Source organism: Streptomyces sp. NPDC002403 (assembly GCF_053593015.1).
This window is the reverse complement of record NZ_JBSFBQ010000015.1, coordinates 153,709-172,060: the sequence shown is the minus strand read 5'-3', so window position 1 is coordinate 172,060 and position 18,352 is coordinate 153,709. Positions and strand designations below refer to the sequence as shown.

The 18,352-nt window shown below is 72.1% G+C and carries 12 protein-coding genes; 9 read left to right on the top strand and 3 right to left on the bottom strand.

Translation table 11 applies throughout. The features are described from left to right. Positions 1–135 precede the first annotated feature (135 nt). From ACWCPY_RS19135 to ACWCPY_RS19120, 4 genes are all read left to right on the top strand, one after another. Positions 136–2,436: a P-loop NTPase gene (locus tag ACWCPY_RS19135; protein ID WP_451266361.1), complete on the top strand. Its 2,301-nt coding sequence runs from the start codon at positions 136–138 to the stop codon at positions 2,434–2,436. Further along, positions 2,436–2,591 (top strand): hypothetical protein, encoded by a 156-nt coding sequence (locus tag ACWCPY_RS19130; RefSeq protein ID WP_451266359.1) that lies wholly within the window; start codon positions 2,436–2,438, stop codon positions 2,589–2,591. Before ACWCPY_RS19135 ends, ACWCPY_RS19130 begins: the two co-directional genes overlap by 1 nt. A gap of 204 nt (positions 2,592–2,795) precedes the next feature. Continuing rightward, the gene (locus ACWCPY_RS19125) at positions 2,796–3,266 is read left to right on the top strand and encodes a cation:proton antiporter regulatory subunit (RefSeq protein WP_390138204.1); all 471 of its coding nucleotides are present in this window, start codon (positions 2,796–2,798) and stop codon (positions 3,264–3,266) included. 2 nt (positions 3,267–3,268) lie between these two features. Beyond that, the gene (locus ACWCPY_RS19120) at positions 3,269–4,531 is read left to right on the top strand and encodes a cation:proton antiporter (protein ID WP_451266356.1); all 1,263 of its coding nucleotides are present in this window, start codon (positions 3,269–3,271) and stop codon (positions 4,529–4,531) included. Between the two features lie 83 nt (positions 4,532–4,614). Here the strand turns inward: ACWCPY_RS19120 and ACWCPY_RS19115 are convergent, their stop codons facing one another. Continuing rightward, positions 4,615–5,562 carry a M56 family metallopeptidase gene (locus ACWCPY_RS19115; RefSeq protein ID WP_451266380.1) on the bottom strand — a complete coding sequence of 316 codons (948 nt, stop codon included), beginning with the start codon at positions 5,560–5,562 and terminating at the stop codon, positions 4,615–4,617. Positions 5,563–5,569: 7 nt separating this feature from the next. Then, positions 5,570–6,052: a BlaI/MecI/CopY family transcriptional regulator gene (locus ACWCPY_RS19110; protein WP_451266354.1), complete on the bottom strand. Its 483-nt coding sequence runs from the start codon at positions 6,050–6,052 to the stop codon at positions 5,570–5,572. A 163-nt stretch (positions 6,053–6,215) separates the two neighbouring features. Here ACWCPY_RS19110 and ACWCPY_RS19105 point away from each other — a divergent pair, with 163 nt between their 5' ends. Further along, complete coding sequence (locus tag ACWCPY_RS19105) at positions 6,216–6,671, top strand: tellurite resistance TerB family protein (RefSeq protein WP_189543223.1); 456 nt, start codon at positions 6,216–6,218, stop codon at positions 6,669–6,671. Positions 6,672–6,958: 287 nt separating this feature from the next. Here ACWCPY_RS19105 and ACWCPY_RS19100 read toward each other — a convergent pair whose 3' ends face one another. Next, entirely contained in the window at positions 6,959–8,029 is a 1,071-nt protein-coding gene (locus tag ACWCPY_RS19100) for a PucR family transcriptional regulator (RefSeq protein ID WP_451266352.1), read from the bottom strand. 265 nt (positions 8,030–8,294) lie between these two features. On the opposite strand from ACWCPY_RS19100, the gene ACWCPY_RS19095 reads away from it, so the two are divergent. From ACWCPY_RS19095 to ACWCPY_RS19080, 4 genes are all read left to right on the top strand, one after another. Beyond that, the gene (locus ACWCPY_RS19095; protein ID WP_451266350.1) at positions 8,295–8,972 is read left to right on the top strand and encodes a hypothetical protein; all 678 of its coding nucleotides are present in this window, start codon (positions 8,295–8,297) and stop codon (positions 8,970–8,972) included. A gap of 130 nt (positions 8,973–9,102) precedes the next feature. Then, complete coding sequence (locus ACWCPY_RS19090) at positions 9,103–11,259, top strand: flotillin family protein (RefSeq protein WP_451266348.1); 2,157 nt, start codon at positions 9,103–9,105, stop codon at positions 11,257–11,259. A 54-nt stretch (positions 11,260–11,313) separates the two neighbouring features. Then, the gene (locus ACWCPY_RS19085; RefSeq protein WP_451266346.1) at positions 11,314–16,272 is read left to right on the top strand and encodes a DNA repair ATPase; all 4,959 of its coding nucleotides are present in this window, start codon (positions 11,314–11,316) and stop codon (positions 16,270–16,272) included. A gap of 30 nt (positions 16,273–16,302) precedes the next feature. Then, the gene (locus ACWCPY_RS19080; protein ID WP_451266344.1) at positions 16,303–18,288 is read left to right on the top strand and encodes an NAD-binding protein; all 1,986 of its coding nucleotides are present in this window, start codon (positions 16,303–16,305) and stop codon (positions 18,286–18,288) included. Positions 18,289–18,352 lie beyond the last annotated feature (64 nt).

Genomic DNA, 18,352 nt, shown 5'->3' with positions numbered 1-18,352 from the left:
AAGCGACAACCCGCCCGGACTCGCCGACGACTTCACGGCATGGGTCCGCACTGGCCGAGGTATTCAGGCAGTTCCAATACCCGACTCCACCATTACACCCTCACCCAGCAGCTGACACAAGCGGTGTACGGCGTCGTGCCCGACCCGGCGCCCGCCATTTCCGAGATCTGGAGCACCGCTCTCACCGAGCTGGGCTCCCGAACGGTCGACCGGCACGTCGCCGAACTGCGCGGCGCCGACCAGGAGTCCACGAAGGCCGCACGTCGCATCCTGCAGGCCCCTTGGTGGCGCATCTACGACTTCACGGCGACCGACATCTTCTCGTCGGTCCTCGAAACCGACCCGCGGACCGCGGAGACCAACACCTTTGTCAACGCCATGGCGCGGAAACCCGCAGCCGGCAACGCTACGGTCGAGGCGGTGGCCATGCACGGCAACCCCACCGCGTCCGAAGCCCTCGACTTCACCGTTCCCGCGGACGACGACCTCACGCCACGTGCTCTGTGGTTTCGCAGGCTGAAAGCGGAACTACTGACCCATCCCACGGTCTTCATGGCCTCCTCCCCCAGCAGCCGGTCGCTGTGGAATGCTCTCGCCCTGACCCAGCCGCAGAGCGACGCGGAGCACTTTCCCCGTTTCCTCATCACAGGACCGGGGACTGCCGCGGACCGCGCTCGGATACGACAGGCCGGCCTGACACACATTCAGGTACCTCCGCACGAGTTCGCGGTGCAGCAACTGCGGCCGGGCCTGGAGGTGCTCCAGCAGGGCAGGAGACGACTGGCGGATATTCGGGTCGGTGCACGACGGGGCTCCGGAATCAAGCTCGTCTCGTCCCTCGTCGACAACGCGCCGGCCGGCAGTGTGGAGTTCCTGAAAGGCCAGGACCCGACGTGGGGTGACGTCAAGGACGGCTTTGCCGTGAAGCTCTCGATCACCGACCGCATCCGTGCCAGCGCGCAGCCCGCGGAGGACGGAAGGCACCGGATCGCCCTGGTGGAGGGCCGGGCCGGCTCCGGCAAGACCACGGCGCTCATGCAGTACGCATACGAGCTGCATCAGGCAGGACGAACGGTGGCCTGGATCGACCGCGAGGCCACCGATCCGCTGCCGAACCTGAAGGCCCAGGCCCTCAGCATGTCGGCGGACGCGATCTTCGTGGACGATGTCGACATCTTCGGAAGCCTGGGTGCCTCACTGCTCAGAGAGCTCAGCAACGGTGGCAGAGCGCTGGTTGTCGCGGCGATCCGTACCACCCGCTCCGACGAACTGGACGTCACCTTCCAGTCCCTGCGGGTGTCGGCGGACGAGCCCCTGAAGGACGAGGACCTGGGGCACATCGTCGACGTGCTGCACGCGCACGGTCTGCCGGGGATACTCAAGCGGCAGAAACTCCGGCCCGAGAAGATCGACAAACTGCGGGAGCTGTGCGACCGCAGTCTGCTCGTGGCCATGATCCAGGTGGTCACGGGTAAGCGCTTCGAGGAGAAGGTCGCCAGTGAGTACCACGAACTGGAACCCGAGCAGGTCTCGGTCTACGCGACCGTCTGCGTCTTCGAATCCGCCATCGTCTTCAAGAAACGCGGCATCGAGCAGGAGGACCTGCTTCAGATAGTCTCCGGGCGGGGCGCCCCCAAGCCGTCACTGAACCGAGCGATCAACCAGCTCGTGGCCAGGCGTTTCCTCACCCTTGCCCCGGACGGGACCGTACGGTGCCGACAGCGCACCATCGCGGACACCGTGGTCGAGACGGTCCTCAAGAAGAACCCGATCCAGCTGGCCGGTGTCATCGAGTTCCTGCTGAGGTTCTACGCGCAGTACGCGGCCGACATCCGCGACAACGACGACCCCTACCGCAGGATCCTGGTCCGGCTGCTCAACCACTCCCTCATGGTGACGCTCCGGCTCAAGCCCGCACAGGTCCGGGACATCTACGGCACCGTGCACGAACTGCTGCGGGACAACTTCCACTACTGGTTGCAGCGTGGCGAATACGAGCTCGAACGGGGCGACCTCGGCATAGCCGAGAACCATCTGGAAACCGCCCAGGGATGTGAAGGAGGAGCGTCCGATCACTTCGTCCTCACTGCGTGGAGCGCGATACGACTGCGCCGGTCCACGGAGAGCCCTGCCGACAGCAGCCTCCGTGACCGTGCGTTCGAGGCCATAAGCGTGCTGGAGGATGTCACGCGGCGCCACGGCGGCGCCTCTCCGCACTCCTTCTCGGTGATCGCACGACGGGGAACCGAGTGGGTGGAGGCGTGCGAGGCGTCGCTGTCCGCGGGCCTGATCGACGACACCCTCCGCCGGATCCTCGCAGTCGTCGAGACCGGTCGACGGTTCTGCAAGGACAACCACGAATTCATCGGCATCGCCGACGAGTTCGTGCCGAAGTTGAACCGGCTGTTGGAACGCAGCAAGGGTATTCCGCTGTAGTGCTCGACAAAGGCGCCCTCGATCGCCACCGGGAGCTCGCCTACGTCCTCACCTGCCGGCCCACGAACAGCTGGAAACGCCTGGACTGCGCGGCGAGTTGGACGATCGCGAGCACTCTGGAGCGTCATGTGCGGGCGGCCCTGAAGGACCACTGATACCGGCGGTGACGGAGACAGCAAGGCCCTGGTCGGCGACCAGGGCCTTCGCCATGGGCCGGGTGCCGGGCACGGGCCGCGCGCCCCGCGCTCGGCAGCCCCGCGCCCCGCGCCCCGCAGGCGGCGGGAGCCTCCGGATAAGGTAATGGGCGAATAAAGAGATCACCAAGTGCGTCAAGAGCCGCCGCATCTCGGGAGGAAGCCATGGGAACCCACCGCACCACGCTGCCCGGAGTCGGTGTGCAGTACGACTACACGACCGAGTCGGGCCAGCACATCTCCGTCGTCGTCCACCACGACGGACGCCGCTTCATCGGCTTCTACGACCAGGACGACCCCGATTCCTGCCGGCTCTCGGTACCCCTGACACCGCAGGAGGCCACCGGCCTCGCGCACCTCATCGACGCGGCACCCATCGACGCCGTGCGCACCGAGGGCATCGACCTGGTCACCGAGCACATTCCGCTGGGGAGCCGTTCCCCGTACGGCGGGCGGCTGCTCGGGGACACGAAGGCGCGGACCCGGACGGGGGCCTCGATCGTGGCGGTGCTGCGGACGCACAGTGCGCATCCGTCCCCGGGGCCGGACTTCCGGCTGGCCATCGGCGACACCCTGGTCGCCGTCGGAACGCGGGAGGGCGTCGACGCGCTCTCCGAGATCATTGCGGAGGGCTGACCGTGCACGACACGACCGCACTGCTGGTGGAGCTCGGCTCCGTCATCCTGGGGCTGGGCATCATCGGCCGCTTCGCCGGGCGGATAGGGCTCTCGCCGATCCCGCTGTATCTGCTGGCCGGGCTCGCGTTCGGCGAGGGCGGGCTGCTGCCGCTCGGGGCCAGTGAGGAATTCACCGCCGTCGGCGCCGAGATCGGCGTCATCCTGCTGCTGCTCCTGCTCGGCCTGGAGTACAGCGCCTCGGAGCTGGTGACCAGCCTCAAGACGCAATACCCGTCCGGGGCCGTGGACTTCGTGCTCAACGCGACCCCGGGTGCCGTCGCCGCGCTGCTGCTCGGCTGGGGGCCCGTGGGGGCGGTCGCACTCGCCGGGGTCACCTGGATCTCGTCGTCCGGGGTCATCGCGAAGGTGCTCACCGACCTCGGGCGGCTCGGCAACCGGGAGACACCCGTCATCCTCGGTGTGCTCGTCATCGAGGACCTGTCGATGGCCGTCTATCTGCCGCTGCTCACCGCGATGCTCGCGGGAGTGGGCCTCGCCGGGGGCAGCATCGCCCTGCTCATCGCGCTCGGCACCGTCGGGTTCGTGCTCTATCTGGCGCTGCGGCACGGGCGGCTGATCAGCCGGGCGGTGTCCTCCGACAATCCGGAGATGCTGCTGCTGGTCGTCCTCGGGCTGACCGTCCTGGTGGCCGGTGTGGCACAGGAGTTGCAGGTCTCCGCCGCCGTCGGCGCGTTCCTGGTCGGGATCGCGCTCTCGGGCGAGGTCGCCGAGGGCGCGCGCAAGCTGCTGACGCCGCTGCGGGACCTGTTCGCCGCCGTCTTCTTCGTGTTCTTCGGGCTCTCCACCAACCCTGCCGAGATCCCGCCGGTGCTGCTCCCCGCGGCGCTGCTGGCGATCGTCACCGTCTTCACCAAGATCGCCACCGGCTGGTACGCGGCCCGGCGCGCCGGAATCGGCTCGCGCGGGCGGTGGCGGGCCGGCGGAACGCTCGTCGCACGCGGCGAGTTCTCCATCGTCATCGCCGGTCTGGCCGTGGCGACCGAGCCCCGGATCGGGCCCATCGCCACCGCCTACGTCCTGATCCTCGTCATCGTCGGACCGCTCACCGCCCGATGGACCCAGCCCGTCGTCGCCAGGATCCAGGCGTGGCGCGGCCGGGACGGCGGCGGCAGCGGCGGCAAGGGGAGCGGCGAGGTCCCCGCGGCGCGTCCGGCTCCCGCCGCACTCGCCGTCCAGGAGGAGTTCGCCTCCTCCGCCGACTGAGGCCGGACCCAGGCCCGGTCGAAGCCGGGCCGAGTCGGGGCGTACGGGCCCGGTGGACGACCGTCCGCCGGGCCCGTACGGCGTCACAGCGGGGTCGCCGCGTGCAGGATCCCCACCAGCGTCACGGCCGCGCTGAGCGACGACAGGGCCGAGGCCGCCGTGCCCACCGCCGCGATCAGCGCCGCGAGGGCCACATGGGCGGAGGACGGCGGCCACAGCCGGACCGGCGGGACCGGGGCGAGCAGCGCGGCGACCCGGCGCGGCACGGGGCCCGCCGGGGCCGCGAAGGCGGCGAAGCCGGCCGAGACGTCCGGGGCGCGGTGCGAGTACAGCGCCGCCTTGCCGACCGCGATCGCCACCACCCGCCGGTCGCCGACCGCGCCCGCGGCCTCCTCGTCCGCCCACCGTTCGGTGCTGAACGACACCGCGGTACGCAGCGGCAGCAGGAACGGGTTGGCGCGCGCCGCGAGTTGGACGGCCAGCAGACAGCGGTGGTGCCGGGCGGCCAGATGGGCCCGCTCATGGGCGATCAGGGCCTGCCGTTCCCGGGCGTCCAGACACTCCGTCATCGCGGTCGAGACGACGACCCGGCCCGGGCTTCCGGGCAGCGCGTAGGCGTACGGCTCCGGGTCCGGGAGCACCGCGACGTCGCCCGAGACGACGGAGGGCGCGGCGGCCAGCGCCCGGCCAGCGCCGATACGCAGCCGCACATGGCGGTACACCGTCCGCCCGCAGGCCCCGAGGACCGCGGCCAGCGCCCCGATCGCGGCGATGCCCGCCTTCACCTCGTACGGCACCGCGGCCCGCACCTGAGGGTCCGACCAGCTGTCCGGCAGCGGGTTGCCCGGCAGCTGGGCGGTGCCCACCACCATCAGCAGGCCCAGGCAGAGCGTGCTGCACAGGGCGAGCAGCACGCCGACGACGGCGAGCAGCCGGGTCGCGCTGCGGGGGTGCAGATGCTGTTCGGCCAGGCGTGCGATCGGCAGCGCGGTCAGCGGCAGCACGAGCGGCAGGTAGACGAAGACACCCATCGGCGGGTTACAGGCCTTCCGGGTCACGGGGATCGCCCGAATCGTCCGGGGCGTCCGCCCGCGCCAGCAGGGTGCGCAGCCGCTCCTCGTCGCCGGGTGAGAGGGCCGAGACGAAACGGGCGAGCACGGCGTCCCGGTCCCGTTCGCCGTCCAGCACGCGGCGCATCCGCAGGGCCGCGAGACCGGCCTCGTCGGAGGCGGACGTCCAGGTGTAGGAGCGGCCCTCGCGGGAGCGGGTCACGGCCTTCTTCACGTAGAGGCGGGAGAGGATCGTGATGACGGTGGTGTACGCGAGGTCGCCTTCGAGGTGTTCCTGGACCCAGCCGGCCGTCGCGGGGCCGTCCGCCGTGCGCAGCACGGCGAGCACCTGGGCCTCCAGTTCGCCCTGGCCCCGCCTGCGCAGCCGCCCGCTTCCGGGATCTGCGGCGGCGGGCACTCCGTCGCGCCGTGGTTCGTTGTCCGGGTGGTGGCCGGGCCTGGCCGAGTCCATCGGGGGTCCGCCCTTCTGCGATGCCGCGTCGGCCGCGGCGTCGCAGCATCCTACTGACCGCCGTTTCCGGGACACAGCGGGCGCCCCTGCTGCTAACTTCTACACGTCTGTAGAGTTGGACTTCCATCCGGCAACGCACCGCAACGCAACGTATGGAGACGTCATGGCACTGTGGGATCGGATCAAGGAATCCGCCTCGTCGATGCAGTCGCAGCTGGAAGCGAAGAAGAACGACCTGAAGAGCGGGGCGTTCCGCGACGCGAGCATGGCCATGTGCGCCCTCGTCGCCGCGGCGGACGGTTCCATCGACCCGTCCGAGCGCCAGCGCGTCGCCTCGCTGATCGCGACCAACGAGGTCCTGCAGAACTTCCCGGCGGACGATCTGCAGCGCCGCTTCAACGACTACGTGAACAAGCTCACCGCCGACTTCGCCTTCGGCAAGGTCAGCGTGCTCCAGGAGATCGGCAAGGCGAAGAAGAAGCCGGCCGAGGCGCGTGCCGTCATCCAGATCGGCATCGTCATCGGCGGCGCCGACGGCGACTTCGACAAGTCGGAGCAGGCCGTCGTGCGCGAGGCGTGCTTCGCCCTCGACCTCCCGCCGCACGAGTTCGACCTCTAGGACGATTCCGGCCTCCAGGGCGGACTCGACCTGTAGGGCGAGTCCGCCCCGCAGGACGAGTGCGACCCGTAGGGCCTGAAGATCGCGGGGCCTCCCGCCCCGCCCCCGGACCGGCTGCCCGGTCCGGCCCCGAACCGCCGGAAGAAGCGCGGACCGACTGACCACCGGTCGGCGCCCGGCGGGCCGGGGATGCGCGACTCCCCCCTGCGCGTCCCCGGCCATTCCTTCACGGACCCCGCGTCCACGGCACCCGCCGGCGGACGCGGGGTCCTGTGGCGTCCGCCCCGTCACACCTCCTTGGCCGGCCAGTCCAGCAGCCGGGCGCCGATGACCGCCGTCTGCAGGGTGTAGCGGTGCATCGGATCCGACGGGTCGGAGCCGGTCAGCTGATGGATCCGCTCCAGCCGGTACGTCAGCGCCCGCACGCTCAGCGACAGCCGACGGGCCGTCTCGGCGGCCACACAGCCCGCCTCGAAGTAGACGTTGAGCGTCTTCAGCAGCGGCTCGGCACCGCCACGGGCCTGCTGGAGCGGGCGCAGCTGACTGCGCACCAGATCGGCCATCGCCTGCCGGTCGCGGGTCAGCACCGGATAGACCAGCAGGTCGGCGGCGTACAGCACCGGATCGTCCAGATCCATCCGCTCCGCCAGGTCCAGCGCGTCCAGCGCCTCGTCGTAGGAGTGGACCACGCCGCCGGGCCCGTGGTGCGGGCGGCCCACCGCGACCCGGCCGCCGTCCGTCGCCGCGTGCGACTGCTTGGCGAAGTACCGCAGCACATCGGGCTGACTGCCGGGGGCGATGCAGACCAGCCGGCCGTCCTTCGTCGTCAGCAGGATCTTCCGGCCGCTGAAACGGGTGAGCAGCGCCGCCTCGACCGTGCGCGGCACGGCGTCGGTCTCCGTGTACGCCTCCGGGCCCGTCGCCACCGCCACCGCGTGGGCGCGGGAGAGCCGCAGCCCGAAGCGGGTGGCCCGCTCGGCGAGCCGGCCCAGATCGCTGCGCCCGTACAGCAGGTCGTCGATGAACTCGCGGCGCGCCGCCTCCTCACGGCGCACCGTCATCCGCTGGGCCCGCTCGAAGCCCTCCGCGAAGGCGTCGACGGCCTGCTCGACCGCGGCCAGCACCGAATCGGTGGCCGCGCCGTCGGCGGAGGTGCTGAGCGGCCAGCCGGCGCGGGTCGCCGCGAGATGACGGACGACCAGGGCGCGCAGCTGGAACCCGGACTCGGCCGCCTCGCGGCCCAGCCTGCGGCGGTCCTCCAGCTCGTCCCGCGTGAGCCGGCGGCCGGTGGCGGCCACATCCTTGAGGATGCGGGCATAGTCCCCCAGAAGCTCATCGGGTATCTCCGGCTCCGGCACGCTTTTCTCCTCCAGTCCTGACGCGACTTTGACACTCACCCAACGCATACCGGCCGGTGCCGGTGCCCGGCATCAAGGAAGGGCAAAGATTGCCGGAGTCCGGCAGTGCGGTGCGATGCCCCCGAATGACACGATCCGGTCAGCACCAACCGGGGGAAACACGGGGGGACACGGGGGACGACCCGGCTGCTGCGGCGCTGTTTCAGGCGGCGCCGCGGCACCTGGGCCACCACCGGCCGCCCCGGCACGACAAGGGGGTGGACGGATGCAGGAGTTCCTGAGCGCGGCGACCTCCTTTCCCGCCGTTCTGTTCGGTGCCGCACTGACCGTCGTCGTCTTCTTCTGGCTCCTCGTGCTGGCCGGCGCCGCCGACCACCACTCCTTCGACGGCGACATCGACACCGACCTGGCCGGGATCGGCGGGGTGCCGGTCACCGTCTCGGTCTCCGTGCTGGTCGTCGTCGGCTGGTTCGCGAGCCTCACCGGTACGGTCCTGCTGCACCGCAGCGACGTCACCGGCCTCACCCGGGCCGCGCTCGCCTGCGCCGTGCTCGCCGGAGCGCTGCTGCTCGGCTGGGTCGTGCTGCGGGTGCTGGTGCGCTGCTTCCGCCGGAGGTTCCCGGACGAGCCTCCTCCGTCGCGCCAGGACTTCCTGGGGCGGGTCTGCACGATCCGTACCGGTTCCGTCAGCTCCGACTTCGGCCAGGCCGAGGTCACGGCGGACGACGGCTCCACCGCGATCGTCCAGGTCAGGCTGCTCGCCCCGGCGGACGGCACGGACCTCGCCGCGGGCAGCGCGGGACTCCTCTACGCGTACGACGACGAGGGCGAGTTCTTCTGGGTCTCGCCCTACGACAAGGCGCTGGACCCGGGTCCGCCCACGCCCCGACCACGCACGGCGCCGCGCACGGCCGCGCGCCGCACCCCGCGCCGCACCGGCTGACCGACCGGACCACCCGGCCGAACACATCGCTCCGGCCGACCGGACGACACGACCGGCCGACCGCTCCCGGTCAGCCGCGCGCGCCCCACATTCCCTTCATCACCTTCCTCACCAGCCGTCAAGGACTGTCATGGATGCCATCACCCTGGGCTTCGGTGTGCTCGTAGCCGTTGTCCTGCTCATCGCCGTCGCCCTGCTCCTCGTCATCAGCCGGCTCTTCCGCAAGGTCGAGCAGGGCAAGGCGCTGATCATCTCCAAGACCAAGAAGGTCGATGTCACCTTCACCGGGGCCGTCGTCCTGCCGGTGCTGCACAAGGCCGAGACCATGGACATCTCGGTGAAGACCATCGAGATCCGCCGCACCGGGCGCGAGGGGCTGATCTGCCAGGACAACATCCGCGCCGACATCCACATCAACTTCTTCGTGCGGGTCAACAAGACCGTCGAGGACGTGATCAAGGTCGCCCAGTCCATCGGTACGGAGCGGGCCAGCGACAAGGTGGCGATCCAGGAGTTCTTCGGCGCGAAGTTCGCCGAGGCGCTCAAGACCGTCGGCAAGCAGCTGGACTTCGTCGATCTCTACACCAAGCGCGAGGAGTTCCGGGACCGGATCATCCGGGTCATCGGCACGGACCTGAACGGCTACCACCTCGACGACGCCGCCATCGACTTCCTTGAGCAGACGCCGATGACGCAGCTGGACGGCGCCAACATCCTCGACGCGCAGGGCATCCGCAAGATCACCGAGCTGACGGCGATCGAGCACGTACGCACCAACGAGTTCCAGCGCACCGAGCAGAAGGAGATCACCCGGCAGGACGTCGACGCCCGCGAGACCATCCTGGAGCTGGAGCGCCGCCAGGCCGAGGCCGAGATCAAGCAGCGCCGCGAGGTCGAGACGCTGCGGGCCCGCGAGGAGGCCGCCACCGCCAAGGTCCAGGAGGAGGAACGGCTCGGCGCCCAGGCCGCGTTCATCCGTACCGAGGAGCAGCTCGGCATCCAGCGCGAGAACCAGGCCCGGGAGATCGCCGTCGCGCAGAAGAACCGCGAGCGCGTCATCGCCGTGGAGAACGAGCGCATCGAGAAGGACCGCCTGATCGAGGTCATCGGGCGCGAGCGGCAGACCGAGCTGAACCGGATCGCCGCGACGAAGGAGGTCGAGGCCGAGCGCCGCGAGGTCGCCGATGTGATCCGGGAGCGGATCGCGGTGGACCGCACGGTCGCCGAGCAGGAGGAGTCCATCAAGACACTGCGGGCCGTCGAGGAGTCGGAGCGCACCCGCAGGTCGGTCATCATCGCCGCCGAGGCGGAGGCCCAGGAGAAGCTGGTCAAGGACATCAAGGCCGCCGAGGCCGCGGAGGCGGCCGCCACCCACCTGGCCGCCGAGCAGCTGACGCTCGCCGAGGCCCGGCTGAAGACCGCGGACCTGGACGCCCAGGCGAAGCTGCGGCTGGCCGAGGGCATCCAGGCGGAGTCCGCGGCGGCCGGCCTCGCCGAGGTCCAGGTGCGGGACGCGGAGGCCGACGTCATCGAGAAGAAGGGCCTCGCCGAGGCCGAGGCCGCGTCCGCCCGGCTCAGGGCCGAGGCGGAAGGGGCCAGGCTCAAGGCGCTGGCCACGGCCGAGGGCACGCAGGCCCAGGCGACGGCCGACGCGGCGATGATCGGCGAGAAGCTGAAGGCCGAGGCGGCGGGCCTGACCGAGAAGGCGGCCGCGATGGCGGCGCTGGACGACGCCTCGCGCGGGCACGAGGAGTACCGGCTGCGGCTCGCCGCGGAGAAGGAGATCCGGCTGGCCGGTCTCGATGTGCAGCGCCAGGTGGCCGAGGCACAGGCGACGGTGCTGGCCACGGGCCTGGAGAACGCCGACATCGACATCGTCGGCGGGGAGTCGGTCTTCTTCGACCGGCTGGTCTCGGCCGTCTCGATGGGCAAGAGCTTCGACGGCTTCGTGGAGAACTCGCAGACGGCGAAGGTCCTCGCGGGTCCGTGGCTGAACGGCAGCTCGTCGTTCACCGACGACCTGACCCGGGTCCTCGGCTCGGTGTCCACCGGCGATGTGCAGAACCTGACGGTGTCCGCGCTGCTGATGCGGATGATGCAGGCACCGGGAGCCGGGGCCTCCTCGGGGCAGATCCAGCAGCTGCTGGCCGCCGCGAAGGAGCTGGGCCTCGCGGACCAGCCGGTCTCCGTACTGACCGGGGCGGACGCCACCGCCGCGCCGGAGACGGCGGACGCCTCCGCCGTGCCCGTCTCGCGGAACGGGTCGGCGCCGGTCGCCCAGGGCTGAGCCGGCCGCACCACCCACCCCGCCCCGTAACACCTCGCAGGGAGAGCCGTACGTATGGACACCGACACCACGACCGCAGCGCCCACCGGCGGCCCCGTGGACGCGGGTACGTACGACGTGCTGCGCCGCCGGCTCGGCGACCGCGCCGCCGAGCTGGCACGCCGCGCCGAGGAGCTCAACGCGCGGCGCACCGAGGAGTTCGGCTCGACCGGGCTCCGGCTCTCCGGCACCGAGCAGATCCGCACCGGTTACGCGGCCGTGCCCCGCGATCTGCTGGCCGTCGGCGGGCGGCTGCTGTTCGGCTTCGAGCGGGGTCCGGGGGCGGCGGACCCGGCCGAGGTCTCCGACGTACTCGCGCTGTACGGGCCGGAGCTGGACTCGCCCGCGGACGACGGGCCGCTGGCCGACGAGGGCTTCGTGCGCGAGTTCACGGGCCTGCACCGCTACTACCGCGACGCCCGGCTGCTGCGGCTGCGCCGGGTGGACGGAAAGCTGCTCGCCGTCTTCCGTACCGGCGAGAGCGCGGACGGCATCCGGGTGCTGCGCTGGGCGCTGGCCGCGGACGGTTCGCCGGGCGCGTTCCTCGACGCGCGCGGCGACCGCGACCATGTCTTCCCGCCCTCGCACGACTTCTCCTGGACCGCCGCCGGACGCGAGTCGCACGTCCTCGGCCGCCACCCGCACATCGCGGTGGGCGGGGAGGGCCCGGACTCCGCCGTGCTCTTCGTCGACACGCTCGGCGGCACCCTCACCGTCAAGACGGTCGACGACACCGACACCCCGGACGGGATCTACGAGGAGCCGGTCGCCGAACCCCTCCAGTCGCTCGCCGACGCGGAGGTCGAGCACGCCACGATCGGGCCGCTGGTCCTGCTCCGTATCCGCCCGTACAACGAGGAGTCCTGGCGGTACCTGGTCTTCAACACGCTGCTCGGCACCGTACTGCGCCTGGACGGCATCGGCCCGGCCTGTCACCGGCTCCCGGAGGACCAGGGGATCATCTTCCCCGGCGGCTACTACCTCACCACCGGCACCGCGAAGACCTTCGACATCGCGGAGCCGCTCGCCGACCCGGTCTTCGAGGGCGCCGTCCGCTCCCCGAACGGCGAGGACGTCCTGTACGTCTTCCGCTCCCCCGACGACGGCCGTGAGCTGCTGCTGCCCTACAACCTGATCCGGCAGGAGGTCGCCACCCCGCTCCAGGGCCGCGGCCACGCGCTGCTCGACGACGGCACCCTCGTCCTGCTGCGCACCACCGCCACCGGCGACGAACCGGCCCGTGTCCACCCCCTGCAGCGCTGGCGGACCCCGTACGTCTCCGACACCTACGCGGCCTCCCGTCCCGCCGGGACGGGTCCGCTGGCCCGGGTCGGCAACGCCGATCTGGTGCGCGGAATCTCCGACTGCCTGGCGCTGGCGCACAGCGCCGCCGAGACCACCCCGACCGCCGCGGTGTACGCGCAGCTGGTCACGGACTGCACCCGCGCCACCGACCGCTACCACTGGCTCACCGACGACGGACTCGGCGCGCTGGCCGACCCGTTGGCGGAACTGAAGGCCACCGCCCAGCAGGTGCTGACCGAGTTCGAGACGGTACGGGAACTGACCCGGCAGGCCGCCGGAGCACTCGACGCGGCGGCCGACCGGATCACCGCGCTCGTCCGCCGCATCCGCGGCGAGGCCCCGCGCTCGGCCGCCGCCTGGGTCGCCCAGCTCACCGAACTGCGTCATGCCCACGGCCACTTGGCGACACTCGCCGAGATGCGGTACGCGGACACCGAGCGGATCGCCGAACTCTCCGCCGCGACCACCGCCGACCTCGAATCGGCCGCACAGCGCGCCGTCGCCTTCCTCGGCCGGGACGACGCCTTCACCGGCTACCACGAGGACATCGCCCGGCTCACCGCCGAGGCGTCCGCGCTCGCCACCGTCGCGGACGCGGCGGCGCTGGGCGAGCGGCTGAGCGGGATGACGGAGGGCCTGAGCACCGTCACGGACGTCGTCGCCGGTCTCGACATCGGCGACACCACGGTCCGTACGTCGATCCTGGAGCGGATCGCCGAGGTCCTCGGCGGGGTCAACCGGGCCCGCGCCACGCTGGAGGCCCGACGCCGCGAACTCCTCGACCACGAGGGCCGCGCCGAGTTCGCCGCCGAGTTCGCCCTGCTGGGGCAGGCCGTCACGGGGGCGATCGCCGCCTCGGACACCCCGGACGCCTGTGACGAGCAACTGGCCCGGCTGCTCCTCCAGCTGGAGAACCTGGAGTCGCGGTTCGCGGAGTTCGACGACTTCCTCGCCGAGCTGGCCGAGCGCCGCACGGAGGTGTACGAGGCGTTCTCGGCCCGCAAGCAGACCCTGCAGGACGCCCGTGCCCGGCGCGCGGAGCGGCTGGCGGATTCGGCGGCCCGGGTCCTGGAGACGGTCTCCCGGCGGCTGTCCGCCCTGCCCGACCTGGACGCCGTCCACACCTACTTCTCCTCCGACCCGATGGTCGCCAAGATCCGCCGCACCGCCGAGGAGCTGCGTTCGCTCGGCGATCCGGTGCGCGCCGAGGAGCTCGACGGACAGTTGCTGGCCGCCCGCCAGGAGGCCGGGCGGGCGCTGCGCGACCGCAGCGAGCTGTACGCGGACGGCGGCGCCGTGATCCGGCTGGGCCGGCACCGGTTCGCGGTGAACACCCAGCCCTTCGACCTGACGCTCGTCCCGCACGGGGACCGGCTGGCCTTCGCCCTCACCGGCACCGACTACCGCGCCCCGGTCACCGACCCGGAGTTCGAGGCGACTCGCCCGTACTGGGAGCAGACCCTCCCCTCGGAGTCCCCGCGGGTCTACCGGGGCGAGCACCTGGCCGCCCGGCTCCTCGACGAGCGGGGCGCCGACAGCCTCGCCGCCCTGGATCCGGCCGAACTCGCCGCTCTGGTACGGGAGTCGGCCGCCGCCGCGTACGACGAGGGCTATCAGCGCGGCGTCCACGACGAGGACGCCACCGCGATCCTCGCCGCCCTGCTGCGGCTGCACTCCGGGGCCGGGCTGCTGCGCTGCCCGCCCGCCGTACGGGCGGCGGCCCAGCTCTTCTGGGCGTACGGCACGGACGAGGCCCGGCGCACCTCATGGACCCGGCGGGCGCTCTCGCTGTCCCGCGCCCGGGAGACCTTCGGCCTCGCCCCGGCCGTCGACGCCCTCCAGGAGGAGTGGGCGGCCGTCATCGGCGGCGAGGCGCCGTCCGCCGTCGCCGCGTACCTCTTCGAGGAGCTGACGAGCGGCCCGGCCGGCTTCGTCACCAGCGCCGCCGCCCGCACCTTCCTGGACAAGTTCCGCCGCACCACCGGGACTTCGGCGTACGACGAGGATCTCGCCGCGCTCGGCGAGGACCTGCCGGCCCGCCGCCAGCTCGTCGAGGGCTGGCTCGCCGCGTACGCCGCCGCGAGCGGCACCGGGATCGACGCGGGGGACCTCGCGGAGGCGGTCGCCGTGGAGCTGTGCCCGGAGCCGGTGCTGGAGCGGTACGACTGCGAGGCCCCGCTGACCGCACGGGTGGACGGCCTGCTCGGCACCCACCCGCGCGTCGACCGGGGCGCGCTGACCGTCCGGCTCGACGAACTCCTCGCCCGTACCGCCGAGTTCCGTACCGCGGCCGTCCCCGGTTTCCGCGCCTACCAGCGCCGGCGCACCGCGCTGGTGAACGCCGAGCGGGCCCGGCTGCGGCTGGACGACCACCGGCCGCGCGTCATGTCGGCGTTCGTCCGCAACCGGCTGCTGGACGAGGTGTACCTGCCGCTGATCGGCGACAGCCTCGCCAAGCAGCTCGGCACCGCCGACGCCGACCGACGCACCGACTCGCAGGGCCTGCTGCTGCTCGTGTCGCCGCCCGGCTACGGCAAGACGACGCTGATGGAGTACGTGGCCGACCGGCTCGGCCTGGTCCTCGTCAAGATCAGCGGACCCAACCTCGGCCACGACGTGACCTCGCTCGACCCGGCCCAGGCCCGCACCGCGACCGCCCGCCAGGAGATCGAGAAGATCAACTTCGCGCTGGAGTCCGGCAACAACACGCTCCTCTACCTCGACGACATCCAGCACACGTCGCCGGAGCTGCTCCAGAAGTTCATCCCGCTCTGCGACGCCACCCGCCGCATCGAGGGCGTGCGGGACGGCGAGCCGCTCAGCCACGACCTGCGGGGCAAGCGGTTCGCGGTGTGCATGGCGGGCAATCCGTACACGGAGTCGGGCGAGCGGTTCCAAATCCCCGACATGCTCGCCAACCGGGCCGACGTCTGGAACCTCGGCGAGGTGCTGAGCGGCCGCGAGGATGTCTTCGCGCTGAGCTTCGTCGAGAACGCGCTGACCGCCAACCCGGTGCTGGCCCCGCTCGCCGGCCGCTCCCGCGAGGACCTCGTCCGGTTCGTGCGCCTGGCCTCCGGCACTTCCCCGGCGCCCGGCGCGGACCGGCTGGAGCACCCGTACACACCCGCCGAGGTGGACCGGATCGTCGCGGTCCTGCGCCATCTGCTGACCGCCCGGGACACGGTGCTCGCCGTGAACGCCGCGTACATCGCCTCGGCGGCCCAGACGGACGCCACGCGCACCGAGCCGCCGTTCCGGCTCCAGGGCTCGTACCGCAACATGAACAAGATCGCCGAGCGGATCGTGCCCGTGATGAACGACGCGGAGCTGTCCGCCGTCGTCGACGACCACTACGCGGGCGAGGCCCAGACACTGACGTCCGGCGCGGAGTCGAACCTGCTGAAGCTCGCCGCGCTGCGCGGCCGGCTCACCCCCGAACAGTCCGCGCGCTGGTCCGCGATCACCGCCGCCTACGTCCGTACGCAGGCGCTGGGCGGCCCGGACGGCGACCCCATGACCCGGGCCGTCGCCGCGCTGGGGCTGCTCGCGGACCGGATCGCGGCGGTGGAGTCGGCGATCGTCCGGGTCACGGACCCGCGCCATGTGCTCACCAACCCGCAGGCCCGGCACGCGGCGCCCCCGCACGCCGGGCCGGCGGAAGATCACTGACCCGCCGGATGTACGGGAGAGGAACAAGGCATGCTGAGTCACGTGCCCCCACTTCCCCAGCAGCCCCAACGTTCCCCGTTCAGCGGACACATGGTCGTCTGCGGCGACGACGCACTGGCCCGGCGGCTCGCCGTCGAACTGCGCTACGTGTACGGGGAGCGGGTAACTCTCGTACTGCCGCCCGGACGTGACGCCCGGCGCCCCGAACTCCCGCTGACCGGGCGGGGCCTGGCGGCGGCACTGTTCGGCCGCATGTCCTCGGCGATGAACCGCAACGGAGGCAACGGCGGGGGCGGCGCCGACGCGCTCGGCGACGACACCAACGCCGGGGTCGAGGCGGTCCGCATCATGGAGGCCCCGGAACCCTCCGACGAGGCCTTCGAGGAGGCGGGCATCGAGTCGGCCTCCGCGCTGGCGCTGGTCTACGACGACGACGAGCGCAACATCCGCGCCGCGCTGACCGCCCGCCGCATCAACCCCCGCCTCCGGCTGGTCATCCGGCTCTACAACCGCAAGCTCGGCCAGCACCTGGAGACCCTGCTCGACCAGGCCGCCGCCCTCGCCACCCCCGGCCTGGACCGGGCCGCACTGGACGCCTCCACCACCGTGCTCTCCGACGCCGACACCGCGGCCCCCGCCCTCGCTGCGACCGTCCTCACCGGCTCCAGCAAGGTCATCCAGGCGGAGGGCCTGCTGCTGCGCGCCGCCGAACGCACCCCGCCCGGGGGCGGCCAGATCGCCGACCCCGGCCTGTGCACCCTCGCCCTGCTCTCCTCCACCACCCATGACCCGGCGGGCACCGAGGGCTCCGACAGCAGCGGCGACGAAGGCCCCCGGCTGCTGCCCGACGAACGGCAGGTGGCGGCAGCGACGGGGCGCGGCACGATCGTCCTGGAAGCGGTCAGCCAGGCCGGCCCGTCCGGCCCGCCGTCCCGGATGGGAGGCCGGGGCGCACCGCTCGGCCAGGTCTTCTCGCGGCGGCTGCGCTGGTCGGCGCTGGGTGTCGGCCTGGCCGTCCTGGCCCTCGCCGTCGCCTCCACGCTCACCACCCACGACGACCCGCTGCACGCCACCTACCTCACCCTGCTCGACCTGTTCGCGATGGGCGACCCGGCGATCGGTGACCCGACGGCCCGCCAGATCATCCAACTCCTGGCCGGTGTGGCTGGGTTGATGCTGCTCCCCCTCCTCGTCGCGGGCGTCCTGGAAGCCTTCGGCTCCCTCCGTACCGCGTCCTCGCTGCGCCGCCCGCCCCGCGGCCTGTCCGGCCATGTGGTGCTGCTCGGCCTCGGCAAGATCGGTACGCGGGTCCTCGTCCGGCTGCGTGAGCTCGGGATACCGGTGGTGTGCGTGGAGGACGACCCGGACGCGCGCGGCATCCCCGTCGCCCGGCGGCTGCACGTGCCGGTGGTCATCGGCGACGTCACGCAGGAGGGCGTCCTGGAGGCGGCGAAGATCCAGCGCTCCCGCGCCCTCCTCGCCCTGACCAGCATCGACACCACCAACCTGGAGGCGGCCCTCTACGCCCGCTCGGTCAAGCCGGACCTGCGGGTGGCGCTGCGCCTGTACGACGACGAGTTCGCCACCGCCGTCTACCGCACCCTGCGCACCGCCCACCCCCATGCCGTGACCCGTTCCCGCTCCGTCTCCCATCTGGCCGCACCCGCCTTCGCGGTCGCCATGATGGGCCGGCAGATCCTCGGCGCGATCCCGGTCGAGCGGAAGGTGATGCTCTTCGCCGCGGTCGAGGTGGCGGGCCATCCGCAGCTGGAGGGCCGCACGGTGGAGCAGGCGTTCCGGGCGGGCGCCTGGCGGGTCCTCGCCCTGGACGCCACCCCGCCCGAGGACCGCCGCCCGGACCTGGCCCCGCTCTCCCCGGACCGCCCGTCCGGACTGGTCTGGGACCTGCACCCCGGGTACGTGCTGCGCCCCGAGGACCGCGTGGTGATCGCCGCGACCCGCCGGGGCCTGGCCGAACTCCTGCGTCGGCGGCGCCCGGTGGTCCCGAGGCCGTAGCGGCGGCCGGTGAACGCCGAAATCCACCTGCCCGGCGTTCCCCTCCGCCCCTACCCTTCCCCCA